This is a genomic window from Halomonas sp. NCCP-2165 (assembly GCF_023708045.1).
In the GTDB taxonomy this organism is placed as follows: Bacteria; Pseudomonadota; Gammaproteobacteria; order Pseudomonadales; family Halomonadaceae; genus Bisbaumannia; species Bisbaumannia pacifica.
This window is the reverse complement of record NZ_BRCY01000021.1, coordinates 57,202-73,047: the sequence shown is the minus strand read 5'-3', so window position 1 is coordinate 73,047 and position 15,846 is coordinate 57,202. Positions and strand designations below refer to the sequence as shown.

Annotated in this window: 15 protein-coding genes; 11 read left to right on the top strand and 4 right to left on the bottom strand. The window is 67.2% G+C overall.

The annotated features are described in order from the left end of the window. On the bottom strand, positions 1–728 hold a 728-nt coding region (locus NFU04_RS11885; protein WP_251309636.1), incomplete at its 3' end, for an alpha/beta family hydrolase. A 178-nt stretch (positions 729–906) separates the two neighbouring features. On the opposite strand from NFU04_RS11885, the gene ccoN reads away from it, so the two are divergent. The 11 genes from ccoN (at position 907) to fnr (ending at position 12,229) form a co-directional block, all read left to right on the top strand. Then, entirely contained in the window at positions 907–2,328 is a 1,422-nt protein-coding gene (gene ccoN, locus NFU04_RS11880; RefSeq protein WP_251309635.1) for a cytochrome-c oxidase, cbb3-type subunit I, read from the top strand. A 22-nt stretch (positions 2,329–2,350) separates the two neighbouring features. Next, positions 2,351–2,959 (top strand): cytochrome-c oxidase, cbb3-type subunit II, encoded by a 609-nt coding sequence (ccoO, locus tag NFU04_RS11875; protein WP_146804209.1) that lies wholly within the window; start codon positions 2,351–2,353, stop codon positions 2,957–2,959. A gap of 2 nt (positions 2,960–2,961) precedes the next feature. Further along, positions 2,962–3,174: a cbb3-type cytochrome oxidase subunit 3 gene (locus NFU04_RS11870; RefSeq protein ID WP_146804208.1), complete on the top strand. Its 213-nt coding sequence runs from the start codon at positions 2,962–2,964 to the stop codon at positions 3,172–3,174. Next, a complete protein-coding gene (gene ccoP, locus NFU04_RS11865) occupies positions 3,171–4,094 on the top strand; it encodes a cytochrome-c oxidase, cbb3-type subunit III (RefSeq protein ID WP_251309634.1) in 924 nt (307 codons plus the stop codon). Before NFU04_RS11870 ends, ccoP begins: the two co-directional genes overlap by 4 nt. A 118-nt stretch (positions 4,095–4,212) precedes the next feature. Then, a complete protein-coding gene (gene ccoG, locus NFU04_RS11860; RefSeq protein ID WP_251309633.1) occupies positions 4,213–5,655 on the top strand; it encodes a cytochrome c oxidase accessory protein CcoG in 1,443 nt (480 codons plus the stop codon). Between the two features lie 4 nt (positions 5,656–5,659). Continuing rightward, positions 5,660–6,175: a FixH family protein gene (locus NFU04_RS11855; protein ID WP_251309632.1), complete on the top strand. Its 516-nt coding sequence runs from the start codon at positions 5,660–5,662 to the stop codon at positions 6,173–6,175. Positions 6,176–6,182: 7 nt separating this feature from the next. After that, the gene (locus tag NFU04_RS11850) at positions 6,183–8,648 is read left to right on the top strand and encodes a heavy metal translocating P-type ATPase (RefSeq protein ID WP_251309631.1); all 2,466 of its coding nucleotides are present in this window, start codon (positions 6,183–6,185) and stop codon (positions 8,646–8,648) included. Then, positions 8,645–8,896, top strand: coding sequence for a cbb3-type cytochrome oxidase assembly protein CcoS (ccoS, locus tag NFU04_RS11845; protein ID WP_251309630.1), 252 nt, complete (start codon positions 8,645–8,647; stop codon positions 8,894–8,896). Before NFU04_RS11850 ends, ccoS begins: the two co-directional genes overlap by 4 nt. Beyond that, positions 8,896–9,633 (top strand): sulfite exporter TauE/SafE family protein, encoded by a 738-nt coding sequence (locus NFU04_RS11840; protein ID WP_251309629.1) that lies wholly within the window; start codon positions 8,896–8,898, stop codon positions 9,631–9,633. The genes ccoS and NFU04_RS11840 overlap by 1 nt, the downstream gene beginning before the upstream one ends. Positions 9,634–9,875: 242 nt before the next feature. Then, positions 9,876–11,273 carry an oxygen-independent coproporphyrinogen III oxidase gene (gene hemN / locus NFU04_RS11835; protein ID WP_251309628.1) on the top strand — a complete coding sequence of 466 codons (1,398 nt, stop codon included), beginning with the start codon at positions 9,876–9,878 and terminating at the stop codon, positions 11,271–11,273. Between the two features lie 215 nt (positions 11,274–11,488). After that, entirely contained in the window at positions 11,489–12,229 is a 741-nt protein-coding gene (fnr, locus tag NFU04_RS11830; RefSeq protein WP_251309627.1) for a fumarate/nitrate reduction transcriptional regulator Fnr, read from the top strand. A gap of 107 nt (positions 12,230–12,336) precedes the next feature. Here fnr and ttcA read toward each other — a convergent pair whose 3' ends face one another. The 3 genes from ttcA to NFU04_RS11815 form a co-directional block, all read right to left on the bottom strand. After that, on the bottom strand, positions 12,337–13,227 hold the full coding sequence (ttcA, locus tag NFU04_RS11825) for a tRNA 2-thiocytidine(32) synthetase TtcA (RefSeq protein WP_244945963.1): 891 nt from the start codon (positions 13,225–13,227) through the stop codon (positions 12,337–12,339). A gap of 128 nt (positions 13,228–13,355) precedes the next feature. Further along, positions 13,356–13,967 (bottom strand): 3'-5' exonuclease, encoded by a 612-nt coding sequence (locus NFU04_RS11820; RefSeq protein WP_251309626.1) that lies wholly within the window; start codon positions 13,965–13,967, stop codon positions 13,356–13,358. Positions 13,968–13,992: 25 nt separating this feature from the next. Next, positions 13,993–15,813 carry a putative nucleotidyltransferase substrate binding domain-containing protein gene (locus NFU04_RS11815; RefSeq protein ID WP_251309625.1) on the bottom strand — a complete coding sequence of 607 codons (1,821 nt, stop codon included), beginning with the start codon at positions 15,811–15,813 and terminating at the stop codon, positions 13,993–13,995. Between the last annotated feature and the right edge of the window lie 33 nt (positions 15,814–15,846).

The following is a 15,846-nucleotide window of genomic DNA, read 5'->3' as shown; positions in this document are numbered from 1 at the left end:
GAACGCCCCGCCGCCCGGCCATCGAGCCTGGTGGCGATGGTCAGTGCCGCCGCCTCGATCAGCGCCGCCTGGGTCAGCCCCGATGCCTTGCGCGGCTTCCAGTCATGGTCGCCATCGTCCAGGAAATGAACGTCGGCGCGATCGGGCAGGTCATAGCCTTCCACCTCGGCTCGGGTACCGAAGGGGTCCCGCGCCCCCTGCAGCACCAGGGTCGGGCAGCGCAGGTCCGGCCAGTGGGCCAGGCGGGTCTTCTCGGGCTTGCCGGGGGGATGGAAGGGATAGCCGCACAGCACCAGGCCGGGGACCGCCTCCCGGGCGGCCAGCAGGCTCGCCACGCGCCCGCCCATGGATTTGCCCCCCAGCCAGCAGGGCGGCCCCGCCAGGCGTGACACGATGTCGCACCAGGGGCGCAGCTCCTCCACCAGTTTTTCCACCCGCGGCGGCGGTCGACGGCGTCCCTCGGCGCGCATCCGCCGCATATACTCGAACTCGATCCCCAGGGCCTGAATCCCCGCCGCGGCCAGCGCCTGGCGCAGTCCCGCCATAAAGGCGGAATCCTGGCCGGCACCGGCGCCGTGGGCCAGCAGCAGGCGCCCGCGGCGGGGCCTGCCCGCGATCCACAGGGGCCCGATACCCGCCACCTCGCAGTGCCCGGAAACCTCCTCCTGCAAGGCCTCGATCAGCTCGTCTACGCTGAGTCGAAGCGACGTTGCCTCCGCCATCGTCATTGCGACCCCTTCTGGGCGTTATTTGGTCATACGCCATTTTTGCATATTTAGCTTGCCTGCCGGCTGAGCTAGAATCGGCGCCCGGAATCTTGACCTGTATCATCATGCGGGCGGTCGCGCTCGGGCACACTTGGCACCCGGGACGTCTCCCCTACACCGCGTTCGATGGGAACCTGACATGAGCACAGCATTTGAACACCCGACCTACAATTACAAGGTAGTTCGGCAGTTCGCGATCATGACTGTGGTATGGGGCATCGTAGGCATGAGCCTGGGTGTCATCCTCGCCGCACAATTGGTCTGGCCCGAACTGAACCTTGGACTGCCGTGGACGAGCTTCGGCCGCCTGCGCCCCCTGCACACCAACGCCGTGATCTTCGCCTTCGGCGGCTCAGCGCTGATGGCCACCTCCTACTACGTGGTCCAGCGCACCTGCCAGACGCGACTGATCTCCGACAAGCTGGCGGCCTTCACCTTCTGGGGCTGGCAGGCGGTCATCGTCTCGGCGATCATCACCCTGCCGATGGGCTTCACCACCTCCAAGGAATACGCCGAGCTGGAGTGGCCGATCAATATCCTGATCGCCGTGGTCTGGGTCAGCTATGCCATCGTCTTCCTGGGCACCATCAAGCAGCGCAAGACGTCGCATATCTATGTGGCCAACTGGTTCTATGCGGCCTTTATCCTCACCATCGCGGTGCTGCATATCGTCAATAACCTGGCGATTCCGGTGGAAGCCTTCAACTCCTACTCCATCTACCCGGGTGCCATCGACGCCATGGTGCAGTGGTGGTGGGGCCACAACGCGGTGGGCTTCTTCCTGACCGCCGGCTTCCTCGGCATGATGTACTACTTCGTGCCCAAGCAGGCCGAGCGTCCGATCTACTCCTATCGTCTGTCCATCGTGCACTTCTGGGCGCTGATCACCACCTACATGTGGGCCGGTGCGCACCACCTGCACTACACCGCCCTGCCCGACTGGGCGCAGTCCGTGGGCATGGTGATGTCGATCATCCTGCTGGCCCCCTCCTGGGGCGGCATGATCAACGGCATGATGACCCTCTCCGGGGCCTGGCATAAGCTGCGCACCGACCCGACCCTGCGCTTCCTGGTGGTGGCCCTCTCCTTCTACGGCATGTCCACCTTCGAAGGGCCGATGATGGCGGTGAAGACCGTCAACGCCCTCTCCCACTACACCGACTGGACCATCGGTCACGTCCACGCCGGCGCCCTGGGCTGGGTGGCGATGATCTCCATCGGCTCCATGTATCACCTGATCCCGCGCCTGTTCGGCGACACCGAGATGCACTCCGTGAAGCTGATCGCCGTGCACTTCTGGCTCTCCACCATCGGCACCGTGCTGTATATCGCCGCCATGTGGGTCAACGGCATCCTGCAGGGCCTGATGTGGCGTGCGGTCAACCCCGACGGCACCCTGATGTACACCTTTATCGAGGCCGTCGAGGCCAGCGGTCCGGGCTACATCGTACGCTGGGTGGGCGGCCTGTTCTGGGTCACCGGCATGCTGATCATGGCCTACAACGTCTACATGACCGTCAAGCGCAGCGAAGAGCGCGGCGCCATCCCGCAAGCCGCCTGAGCCAACGGAGAACGAGACACCGATGAAACACGAGATTGTCGAAAAGAACGTTGGCCTGTTGTCGGTCCTGATCCTGGTGGTGATCAGCTTCGGCGGCCTGGCCGAGATCGTGCCGCTGTTCTTCCAGAAGGACACCACCCAGGCGGTGGAGGGGCTCGAGCCCCTCTCCCCCCTGGAGCTGGAAGGGCGCGACATCTATATCCGCGAGGGCTGCGTGGGCTGTCACTCGCAGATGATTCGCCCCTTCCGCGCCGAGACCGAGCGCTATGGCCACTACAGCGTGGCCGGCGAATTCGTCTACGATCACCCCTTCCTGTGGGGCTCCAAGCGGACCGGCCCGGACCTGGCCCGCGTCGGTGGCCGCTACAGCGACGACTGGCACCGGGCGCACCTCTACAACCCGCGTGATGTCGTGCCCGAGTCGATCATGCCGGCCTATCCCTGGCTGTTCGAGAACACCCTCGACGGCCAGTCCACCGAGCGCAAGATGCGTGCCCTGCAGAGCATGGGCGTGCCTTATACCGACGAGCAGATCGAGGGCGCCGGCCGCGAGGTGCGTGGGGAGCAGGAGATCACCGCCCTGGTCGCCTACCTGCAACAGCTCGGCACCGTGATCGAAGGTACTCGCTGATCATGGATATGGGGACCTTTCGAGGTATCACCGCCCTGCTGATCCTGATCGCCTTTCTCGGCATCGTGGCCTGGGCCTACTCCAGGCGCCGCAAGAAGGACTTCGACGAAGCCGCCAACTTGCCCTTCGCCGATGATGATGAGATGCCAAACCGTGACCAGGCCTCGAGGAACGAGGCCGATTCCCGACACGACAGGGGAGACAAGAACAGATGAGCAACCTTTGGGACGACTCCCTCTCCGGCTTCTGGAGTGCCTGGATCATCGTCATCACCCTCGGCACCATCGCCTTCAGTGCCTGGGTGCTGTTCGCTAACCGCAAGACCGACAAGCAACCGGATGCCGAGGGTAACGTATCCACCACCGGCCATGCCGCCGACGGTATCGAGGAGTATGACAACCCCCTGCCGCGCTGGTGGTTCATGCTCTTCGTCGGTACCGTGATCTTCTCGCTGGGTTACCTGGTACTCTACCCGGGGCTGGGCAACTTCCAGGGCATCCTGGGCTGGAACCAGGTGAATCAGTGGGAACGCGAGATGGCCCGAGCCGAGGAGCGTTACGCGCCGATCTTCGCCCAGTACGAAGAGGTGCCGATTCCCGAGCTGGCCCAGGATGGCGACGCCATGCGGGTCGCCGAGCGCATCTTCCTCAACAACTGCGCTATCTGCCACGGCTCCAATGCCCAGGGCGGTTACGGCTTCCCCAACCTGACCGATGACGACTGGCTCTACGGGGGCGAGCCGGAGAATATCGTGCATACCATCTCCAACGGGCGTAACGGCCTGATGCCCTCCTGGCAGCAACTGGGCGAGGAGAACATCGAGAACCTGACCCAGCACGTGCTGTCGCTCTCCGGCCTGGAACACGACGCCGAGCGCGCCGAGCACGGTCAGTCGGTGTTCACCGCCAGCTGTGCGGCCTGCCACGGCCCCAGCGGTACCGGCAACACCGCCCTCGGGGCGCCCAACCTGACCGATGACACCTGGCTCTACCTGGCGCCGGGGCAGAGCGTCGCCGATGCGGTACGCCAGACCCTGCGCAATGGTCGTAACGGCCATATGCCGGCCCAGGCCGCCTATATCGGCGAGGACAAGGTGCACCTGGTGGCCGCCTACGTCTACAGCCTGAGCAACTAAGCCCCCTCGAGCGGGTGCGGTCGGCCGTCGCACCCGCTCATCTCCCTCTCCTGGGTCGATTACACTACTGCGGTGACTCTTCTCTTTCGGCGCTCCGCGCCCCAGCTGTGGTAAGCCCATGTCAGACCGGATACCTGCACGCGATGTCACCCCGTCCGGGGTCGGCCAGCACGACCCCGCCCAGGCCGTGCAACAGGAGATGTACGCCAAGCGCCGGCATATCTATGTGCGCGAGATCAAGGGCCTCTTCCAGCGCCTGCGACGCGCTGCCAACTGGGCCCTGATGGCGCTGTTCTTCGGCATGCCCTGGGTGACCTGGGGCGATCGCCCGGCCATCTGGTTCGACCTCCCCTCCCGGGAGTTCCATATCTTCGGCGGCACCTTCTATCCCCAGGAGTTCATGCTGCTGTCGTGGATCCTGATCATCTGCGCCTTCGGCCTGTTCCTGATCACCGTCTTCGCCGGCCGGGTGTGGTGCGGCTACACCTGCCCGCAGAGCGTCTGGACCTTCCTCTATATCTGGCTGGAGCACCGCCTGGAGGGGCCGCGCAATCGCCGCATCAAGCTCGACAAGGCCCCCTGGAGCCTCGACAAGCTATGGCGCAAGACCGCCAAGCATGTCGCCTGGCTGGCCATCGCCTTCGCCACCGGGGCCACCTTCGTCGGCTACTTCACCCCGATCCGCGAACTCGTCGGCGACTTCCTCGCCCTCAGCGTGGGCGGCTGGGCGCTGTTCTGGATCGGTTTCTTCACCGTCTTCACCTACCTCAATGCCGGCTGGCTACGCGAGCAGGTGTGCCTCTATATGTGCCCCTATGCCCGCTTCCAGTCGGTGATGTTCGACAGCGACACCCTGGTGGTCTCCTATGATGCGGCCCGGGGTGAGCCCCGCGGTGCCCGCAAGCGCGGCCTCAGCCATGAGCAGGCCCGGGAGGCCGGGCATGGCGACTGCATCGACTGCGATCTCTGCGTGCAGGTCTGCCCCACCGGCATCGATATCCGCGATGGCCTGCAGTACGAGTGCATCACCTGTGCCGCCTGCATCGACGCCTGCGACAGCGTCATGGACAAGATGGGCTATCCCCGCGGGCTGGTGCGCTACACCACCGAGCACCAGCTGGCCGGCGGCAAGACCCATCTGCTGCGTCCCCGCCTGCTCGGGTATCTGGCCGCCCTGGGGGTGATGATCGGCCTGCTGATCTGGGCCCTGGCCGGCCGCATCCCCCTGGAGTTCGAGATCGAACGCGACCGTCAGCAGCTCTACCAGCTGACCCGGGAGGGCCAGGTCAGCAACCTCTATACCCTGACGATTCGCAACCTCGATAACCGCCCCCACACCTACCGGGTCTCCGTCGCGGGGCTGGCGGGACTGACCCGGGTCGGTGACGAGCGGATTCGCATCGACGCCAACAGCAGTCGCAACCTGGTGCTGGAACTGCGTGCCGATGCCGAGGCCCTCGACCAACCCAGTCACCCCATCGAGATTCGCCTGCGGTCCCTGGAGGATGACTCGGTACAACAGACGCGCGATACGCGCTTTATCGGACAGATCAGGAGATAGTCTCGTGGGTAGTCACAGCATCCCCCCCTGGTACAAGCAGTTCTGGCCCTGGTTCCTGATCGGCATCCTGCTCTGGTCCTTTGCCATGGGCACCACCTTCCTGGTGATGTCCATCCGCAGCTTCGATGGCATGGTGCAGGAGGACTACTACAAGCATGGCCGCGCCATCAATATGGTGCTCGCCAAGCAGCAGCTCGCCGCCGACCTGGGCCTGCAGGCTCAGTTGGCGGTCGACGACCTCAGCGGCGATATCAGCGTCACCCTGGAGGGCGACGCGCGTCCCGAGATGCTGCTCCTCGAACTGATCTTCCCCACCGAGGACGATCGCGACCATACCGCCCTGCTTCACCACCAGCGCGACGGCCACTATGTGGGGCAACTCGAGCGCCAGCTGCAGCACCGCTGGTACCTGCACCTGCAACCGGCGGGTCAGGAGACGGCGGAGTGGCGCCTGACCGGCGAGGCCCGCTTCCCGGCGCAGGGGGAGATCGTGCTGACGCCGGGCCTCTCCCAGGGCTAGGTCGCCCATGAGTCATCCCGAGGTCGAGGGCGCCCTCGTCGAGGCCTGCTATCACTGCGGCAGCCGGGTGCCCGAGGGGGCCCCCTGGCGCATCCGCATCGATGAGCAGGCCCAGCCCCTCTGCTGCCCCGGCTGCGAGGCGGTGGCTCACGCCATCGTCGAGGGTGGCCTGTCCAGCTACTACCGCTTCCGCACCGAGCTCCCGGAGCGTCCCGACGAGCGCCAGCTACCCCCCAGCGAGACCTGGGCCGTCTTCGATGATCCGGCGTTGCAGCGCGACTTCGTGCACCCCCAGGGCGAGTGGCTGACCACCACCCTGTCGGTGGAGGGCATCACCTGCGCCGCCTGCGCCTGGCTGATCGAGCATCGCCTCAATGCCCTGGAGGGCCTGGAGGAGAGCGCCGTCAACCTCAGTCACCACCGCCTGCGGGTGGCCTGGGACCCGACACGCCTCAAGCTATCGCGGATCCTCGCCGAGCTGGCCGCCATCGGCTACGGCGCCCAGCCCTACGAACCCGACGAGGCCCAGCGCCGCCTGCACCACGAGGAACGCATGAACGTGCGCCGCCTGATCGTCGCCGCCGTGGCCATGATGCAGGTGATGATGTTCTCGGTGCCCCTCTATATCAGTGACCCCGGGGAGCTCTCCGACGGCTTCCATGCCCTCTTCCACTGGCTCTCCTTCGCCCTGGCCACCCCGGTGGTGGGCTTCTCGGCGCTGCCCTTCTTCCGCAATGCGCTGCGCGACCTGCGCACCCGCTTGCTGGGCATGGACGTATCGGTGGCCATCGCCATCGGCGGCGCCTACCTGGCCAGCGCCTATGCGATGCTCATCGGCAGCGACGAGGTCTACTTCGACTCGGTGACCATGTTCACCTTCTTCCTGCTCTTCGGCCGCTACGTGGAGACCCGCGCCCGCCGCCGCAGCGGCCACAGCGGCAACCAGCTCGCCGGCGTCCTGCCGCTCTCCGCCATCCGCCTGGAAGCCGATGGCAGCGAGCGCATCCTGCCCGCCAGCCGCCTCGCCGAGGGCGAGCGGGTGCTGGTCAAGCCGGGCCACGGCGTCCCCGCCGACGGCATCATCGAACAGGGCCGGTCGAGCCTCGACGAGTCGATGCTCACCGGCGAATATCAGCCGGTGACCCGCGGCGTGGGCGAGACCGTAACCGGCGGCAGCCAGAATATCGAGAGCCCCCTGGTGGTACGGGTCACCCATCCCGGCCAGGCGGCACGGGTGGCACGCATCGTCGATCTCACCGACCGCGCCTTCGCCAGCCGACCGCGGATCGCCCTGCTGGCACAGCGCGCGGCGCACCACTTCGTGCTTACCACCCTGCTGATCACCCTGGGGGTGGCCGTGGCGTGGTGGCTAATCGACCCCGACCGGGCCTTCTGGGTCACCCTCTCGGTACTGGTGGTGACCTGCCCCTGCGCCCTGGCCCTGGCCACCCCCACGGCGCTGACCGCCGGCCACGGCCAGCTGCGTCGCCGCGGGGTGCTGATGACCCGTGCCGATGCCGTGGAGGGACTCTCCCAGGTGACCCGGGTGGTCTTCGACAAGACCGGTACCCTGACCCAGGGCGCCATGCGCCTGGTCGAGACTCGCCCCCTGGGCGACGCCGACGAGACCACCGCCCGACGCCTGGCGGCGGCCCTGGAGGCTCACTCCGAGCACCCCATCGCCCGCGCCTTCCGGCCCGACCGGGAGGCCACCCTGCAGGCTCGAGAGGTGACCAGCCACCCCGGCCAGGGGCTGGAGGGCACCATCGAGGGTCGCCACTACCGCCTCGGCAGCTCCGACTTCGCCAGCCCCCAGGCCCCCGCGGCGCCGGGCGAGGGGCAGTGGTTGCTGCTGGCCCGCGACGGCGAGCCCCTGGCGTGGTTCGCCCTGCATGACGGCCTGCGCGAGGATGCGGTGGCCACCATCGCCGCCCTGCGCGCCCAGGGGCTGGCGGTGGAGCTGCTCTCCGGGGATCGCCCCGAGGCCGTGGCCGAGCTGGCCGCCCGGGCGGGCATCGACACCTGGCGGGGCGGCGCCGGCCCCGAGACCAAACTCGAGCACCTGCGGGAGCTGCAGGCCCGGGGCGAGACGGTGGTGATGATCGGCGACGGCATCAACGACGTGCCGGTGCTGGCCGGTGCCGATGTCTCCATCGCCATGAATGGCGCCACCGACCTGGCCCGCACCCGCGCCGACGCGATACTCTTGAGCCCACGCCTGCTGCGTATCGCCGAGGCCATCACCACCGCCCGGGCGACCCGCCGCATCATCCGGCAGAACCTGATCTGGTCGGTCATCTACAATGTCACCGCCCTGCCGATCGCCACCCTCGGCATCGTGCCGCCCTGGGTCGCCGCCCTGGGCATGTCGGCCAGTTCCCTGGTGGTGGTGGGCAACGCCCTGCGCCTGGGCCGCATGCGCCTGGACGCGTCGCCGACGCCTTCTCCCGCCCCCCGAGTGGAGCCCGCATGAGCATCCTCTACCTGCTGATTCCACTGAGCCTGATCCTGCTGAGCCTGGCCATCTGGGCCTTCTTCTGGGCGGTCAAGAACGACCAGTTCGAGGACCTGGAGGGCCCCGCCTACCGCATCCTCTTCGACGAGGACGAGAACGACCGGCCCAGGGAGCAGCGGGACCAGGGCGAGCCCGCGAATGACGACGAGACCGATCGTTCGGCGGGAACGACGGCCAGCGACGACGACCCGGAGCCGCCCCGCTAATGGATCCCACCGGCCTGGGCCTGCCACCGCTGGCGGCGGCCTTCGTCTTCGGCCTGCTCGGCGGCGCCCACTGCATCGGCATGTGCGGCGGCATCATGAGCGCCCTGACCTTCGCCGTGCCCCCCAGCATGCGCTCCCCCGCCCGCCTCGGCGGCCTGCTGCTGGGCTATAACCTGGGGCGCGTCGCCAGCTATATGCTGGCCGGGGCCCTGGTGGCCGGCCTCGGCACCCTGGTGGGCACCGCCCACGCCGGCCTGCGCCTGGCCCTCCAGGGGCTGGCGGCGCTGATGCTGATCCTGATGGCGCTGTATATCGCCGACTGGTGGAAGGGGCTGCTGCGCATCGAGGCCCTGGGCCGCCGCCTGTGGCGCCACCTGGAGCCGCTCGGCCGCCGCCTGATGCCGGTGGTCAGCCTGCCCCAGGCCACCGCCCTGGGGGCGATCTGGGGCTGGCTGCCCTGCGGCCTGGTCTACTCCATGCTGGCCTGGAGCCTGGCCACGGGGGAGCCCCTCCAGGGCGCCCTGCTGATGCTGGCCTTCGGCCTCGGCACCCTGCCGGCCCTGCTGGCCACGGGGCTGGCGGCGCGCAGCCTGGGCCACCTGATTCGTCATCCGGCCACCCGAACCCTGGCGGCGCTGTCGATTATCGCCTTCGCCCTCTGGCAGCTGTGGAGCCTGTTGCCTCAGGCCGACGCCCATACCGCCCATGGGCCGGCGTCGAGCGAGCACTCGCACTGATCGTCACCCTCTTGCACTACCCCGCACCCTGACGGCGCTGTCGATTATCGCCTTCGCCCTCTGGCAGCTGTGGGGCCTGCTGCCTCAGGCCGACGCCCATAGCGTCCATCCCCCCTCCGCCGAGCGAGCACAGCGAACCGAGTAACCACTGACACTGATCGTTGCGCCCTTGACTCAGCTCAAGGGCGGCCCGGGCCCCAGCCGCTAGCATAGGGCTATCGCTTCGGCCGGAGAGCCCCATCATGTCCTTGCCCTATCCACTACCGCCCTCCACGGCCTGGAACGCCGAGCTGATCCGTCGCTATGACGTCAGCGGGCCCCGCTATACCTCCTACCCCACGGCGCTCTCCTTCGCGGAGTTCGGTCCCGAGGAGTTCACCGCCGCCCTGGAGCGCGGCAATGCCTCGCGACGCCCGCTGTCGCTCTATGTGCATATTCCCTTCTGCCGGCGCATCTGCTTCTACTGCGCCTGCAACAAGATCGCCACCAAGAACACCGACCTGGCACGGCCCTACCTGGCACGCCTCGATCGGGAGATGGCGCTGACCAGCCGTCACCTGGATACCTCGCGACCGGTCAGTCAGCTGCACTGGGGCGGCGGTACCCCCACCTTCCTGACCCTGGATCAGATGAGCGAGCTGATCGATCGCCTGGATGCCCGCTTCGGCCTCTCCGGCGACCGCGACCGGGACTACGCCATCGAGATCGATCCCCGGGAGGCGGACCTGCTGACCCTGCGCCACCTCCAGGCGCTGGGCTTCAACCGCCTGAGCCTGGGGGTCCAGGACCTGGATCCCCGGGTGCAGAAGGCGATCAACCGGGTCCAGCCCCGGGCGCTGACCGAGAGCCTGATCGACGAGGCGGCGCGCCTGGGCTTTCACTCCCTGAACCTGGACCTGATCTATGGCCTGCCGTTGCAGACCCGGGCGAGCTTCGCCGCGACCCTGGAGCAGGTGATCGAGCTGGCCCCGGCACGGCTCTCCATCTTCAACTATGCCCATCTGCCGGAACGCTTCGCCCCCCAGCGGCGCATCGCCGCCGCCGACCTGCCCGGCGCCGAGGAGAAGCTCGGCATCCTGCAGGACACCATCGAGCGCCTCCAGGACGCCGGCTATGTGCATATCGGCATGGATCATTTCGCCCGCCCCGATGACAGCCTGGCCGTGGCCCAGCGCCGGGGCAGCCTGCAGCGCAATTTCCAGGGCTACTCCAGCCACGCCGACAGCGACCTGGTGGGGCTCGGCGTCTCCGCCATCAGCCGCGTCGACGACGTCTATGCCCAGAACCCTACCGCCCTGGGCGACTACGAGGCGGCCCTGGACGCGGGTCACCTGGCCACCGTCAAGGGACTGCGACTGAGCTTCGATGATCGCCTGCGGCGTCACGCCATCGAGCGCGTGATGTGCGACATGGCCCTGGACTTGGGAGCCCTGGGCGAGGCCTTCGGAGTGGACGCCGAGGCCTACCTGAGCGATGCCCTGGCGCGCCTGGCCCCCGCCCTGGCCGACGGCCTGATCATCCGCCGCGGCCCGCGCCTGGAGGTAACGGCGGCGGGGCGATTGCTGATCCGCCACCTGGCCATGGCCTTCGATGCGCATCTCCCCGGTCAGGGAGGGGGCCGCTATTCCCGGGTGCTGTAAGGCGCCGGCATCATGCCAAAGTGCGATACAGGAAGTGACCAGATAACCGCCGAACGTCAGGCTCGTCTTGCCCGCCGCCCAGGGTGCTCCGATTGGAGGCGCCGACATCATGCCAAAGTGCGATACAGGAAGTGACCAGATAACCGATGAACCCGCTTTGCCCACCGTCCAAGGTTCTCCATAATGAGAGGCGTAGCCTCGCCACGGAGAGACCCATGCCGCATACCGCCCTGGAACGCCGCCGCGCCCGTCTGCAGCAGCCGCACTGTCAGACCTGCAGCCTGGCGTCGCTGTGCCTTCCCCTGGCGCTGCAGCTGGAGGACCTGGATCAGTTCGATGCGATTATTCGCCGCCGCGCGCCCCTCAAGAAGGGCGAGACGCTGTTCCGTCAGGGGGATGCCTTTACCAGCGTCTTCGCGGTCCGCTCCGGCAGCCTCAAGCAGGTCACCAGCGTCGGCGGCGAAGAGCAACTGACCAACTTCTACCTGCCCAGCGAGCTGGTGGGCCTGGACGGTATCGACGAATCCAGCTATCCGGGCAGCATGGTGGCCCTGGAGACCACCACGGTGTGCGAGATCCCCTTCGACCGCCTCAACAGCCTGGCCGAGGACCTGCCGGAATTGCGTCTTCAGCTCTACCGCAGCATGAGCAAGGAGATGCGCGACGATCGCCGCATGATCCGCCTGCTCTCCCGCAAGACCGCCGACGAGCGCCTGGCCAGCTTCCTCACCGGCCTCTCCGAGCGCTTCCGCCGCCGTGGCTATTCCGCCTACAGCTTCCGTCTCTCCATGTCCCGGGCCGATATCGGCAACCACCTGGGCCTGGCGGTGGAGACGGTGAGCCGCATCCTGGGGCGCTTCCAGAGCCAGGGCCTGGTGGCGGTTTCCGGGCGAGAGGTCAATATCCTCGACCTCGACACCCTGGCCCAGCTCGCCGAAGGGGAAGGCTGCCTCTAACTCACGGATGCGCGAGCGGGATAGCCCCCAAACGACATCGCCCCCATGGCAAGGCCATGGGGGCGATGTTTCTTCCAGCCTCGAACGCCGGATGCGGCCCGTGGGGGCTACAGCTCCTGAAAGAGGTCGATGCGGTCGGCCTGCATCCTGGCCTGCTTCGCCTCCAGGCCGGCGAAGTCGAAGAGTTCCCGGTCGGCCAGCTGGGAGGGCGCCACATTGGTGACCGCCTTGAACATGTTCTCCAGGCGTCCCGGGTGCTTGGCCTCCCATTCGGCGAGCATCTCCTTGACCACCTGGCGCTGCAGGTTGGGCTGGGAGCCGCAGAGGTTGCAGGGAATGATGGGAAACTCCATCAGCCGCGAGAACTCGGCGATATCCGCCTCCCGGCAGTAGGCCAGGGGGCGGATGACGATATTCTTGCCGTCGTCGGAGAGCAGCTTGGGGGGCATCGCCTTGAGGCTGCCGCCGAAGAACATATTGAGGAAGAGGGTCTCGAGGATATCCTCGCGGTGGTGACCCAGGGCGATCTTGGTGGCGCCGATCTCCTCGGCGAAACCGTAGAGGGAACCGCGCCGCAGCCGCGAGCAGAGCGCACAGGTGGTCTTACCCTCGGGGGTCTTCTCCTTGACCACCGAGTAGGTGTCCTTCTCGAGGATATGGTAGTCGACGCCCAACTGGTCCAGGTACGCCGGCAGCACATGCTCGGGGAAGCCGGGTTGCTTCTGATCCAGGTTGACGGCCACCAGGGAGAAGTTTACCGGGGCGTTGCGCTGCAGGTTGCGCAGGATCTCCAGCATGGTGTAGCTGTCCTTGCCACCGGACAGGCAGACCATCACCTTGTCGCCTTCCTGGATCATCCCGTAATCGATGATGGCGTTGCCCACCTGGCGACGCAGCCGCTTCTGCAGCTTGTTGAACTCGCGCTTCTGCTTGGCCAGGGTGGCGGCCTCCGACGCCGGCTCGGCATCGTGGGGGCGGGCATCCGTCAGGGTCGACATGGTCACACCGGGGTTGGAGAAAATGGGGCGATATTCTAGCACCCCGCCCCGAGACTGCCTATGCCGCCAACCGGCACAGCGACGTCGCTTCGCTGGCGAATCCGGCGCCTGCGTAGCCGAAAGAGTCGCTAACCGATCAGCCCCCGCTGCACCCGGGTATACATCAGCGCCGTGGTCACCGCGTCGCCCAGGGCGGTATGACGCCCCATCACCGGCACCTCCAGGGCCTCGGCCACCGCCTCGAAGCGCAGGTTGGGAATCAGCTCCGGTCGGCTGCGGCGCAGCGCCTTGGCATAGGCCTGGGAGACCTCGACTCGAGCATTGGGCAGCTCGAAGCCCAGGTGGGCGCGCAGGTAGCGATTGAGGATCGCCAGGTCGAATTCCAGGCACCAGCCCACCAGGGGGCGGTTGCCGACGAAATCGAGGAACTTGGCCAGGGCCGCCTCGATGGTGTCGCCCCCCTTCAGGTCGATGCCGCGCAGGCGATGGATACGGATCGAGTCGCCGGAGAGCGAGGCGGGTCGGGCCAGGCGCAGATCCAGCGACTGGCTGGTCAGCACCCGGTCGTCCTTGAGGCGCACCGCCGCCAGGGAGACCAGCTCCGCCCGGCGGGTATCCAGGCCGGTGGTCTCGCAGTCGATGGCCACCATCTCGTCGCCGGTATAGGGGTTGAACAGCCAGCCATACTCGCCATTCGCCTGGCGGCGGCGGTCGCTGACACGACGCAGGGCCCTCAACATGGCAGTTTCCTTGTCCTTGTTATGCTCATGAATATTCCAGGTGATAGCGCTGGGAGAGGCGCTGCTTGAAGTCCTTGACCATATGCAGCGCCTCCCGCAGCAGGTCCCGCTCCAGGGACGACAGGCGCTGCACCACCACCCGATTGGTGTCCTCGCCCTCGTGCTCGCCATGCAGCCGGGCCAGTTGTTGCTTGAGGCGCAGCTCGGTGAACAGCGCCAGGGCCTCGCCCAGGTCCTCGGCGAAGCGCGCCTCCAGGCGCCCGTCCGCGGCCAGCGCCTCCAGGCGCGCCAGGGTCGAGGTGGGGCGAATGCCCCGCTCCAGGGCCAGGGTGCGCACCCCGTGGACGATGGGGAAGATGCCGCCCTTCTTGATATCGATGCCGTGCTGGGGCTTCTTCAGCGAGCCGAACAGGGTCAGCGGCGTGGAGAAGCGCAGGGCGGTACGGGCGAAATAGGAGAGCAGGATCTCGTCCCGGGAACAGCGGGCGAAGAGTTCGTCGCGCAGGGCATCCAGCAGGGCCGGGTTGCCGGCCACTCCATGGGCGTCGAGCAGGATGGCCAGCTTCATCAGGCTGTCGCCATCCCGGGCCTCGGCCCAGCCCCCCAGGCGCCGCTTCCAGCTCGAGAGGCTGGCCACCCAGGCCGGGTTGGAGACCATGATGTTGCCGGGACAGGGCGGATAGCCGAGGCGAATCAGGGTCTCGGTAAAGGCCGTCATCTGCTCGCCCAGTTCCGGCCAGGCCAGGTCATCGGCGAGGATCAGGCCGTTGTCCTGGTCGGTCTTGAGGATCTGCTCGCCACGCCCCTCGCTGCCCATCACCATCAGGCAGCTATCGGCCCGGTAGCGCTCGTCCACCATAAAGGTCCAGGCCTTGCTGATGATGCGCCCATTCAACGCCGCCAGCAGGTCCATGGCGAAGCGCAGCTTGACCCCCTGGGCCATCAGCGCCTGAACCAGCTCCGGGATCCGGGCGCTGGCCCGCACCAGTTCCTCCAGGCTGTCCGCCTGCTCCACCTGCAGGCTCACCACATAGCTGCGGCTGGAGAAATAGCTGAGCACATCGGTGAGCTCCACCACCCCCACCGGCCGCCCCCCCTCGACCACCACCACTCGCGCCACCTCGTGGCGGGTCATTTCCACCAGGGCCTGGAAGAGGTACTGGCCGGGCGTGGCGGTGATCAGGGCGAAGTGGGCGATGCCCGCCACCGGGCTGGCGGCGCTCAGCCCCTGTTCGACCAGGGCATTGAGCAGGTCGGTCTTGGTCAACATGCCGAAGCGCTCGCCCTCCTGCACCAGCAGGCTGTCGGCGCGACGCTCGTTCAGGGCCGCCACCGCCTCGGCGATGCTGGTCTCGCCGCCCAGGCGCAGGGGCTCGCGCATGCACTCCTCGATGCGCGCCAGCATAAAGCCGGCCATGGTCACGCCCCCCTCGGCGCGCCGCTCGGTCAGCAGGCGTGCCTTGTGGGAGAGGCTCTGACGAAAGAATTCGGCGAAGGGCGGGTAGTGCTCGCCGAGCTCGCGAAACAGCGCCTTGGGCAGCAGATAGCAGAGACTCTCCTGCTCCGCCTTGAAACGGTAGCGGCTCTTGCCATTGAGAATGCTGATGGCACCGAAGAGGTCGCCGGCGGTGTAGTGACCGATGCGTGAGGTGGCGCTGGGCAGGGTCGGGTCGAGTTCCGCCACCTCGCCCTTGTGGATCAGGTAGACGTATTCACCGGGCTGTCCCGCATCGAGAATCACCTCGTCCCTGTCGAAGTAGGCCAGGTCGACGCCGGCTCGCACGCGCTCTCGCCCCGCCTCGTCGAGCAGGGTGAAAGGGGGCTGGGAGAGATCGACATCGACCATGGGACGCCTCGGAACGAGAGGTGAGTCCTTGCA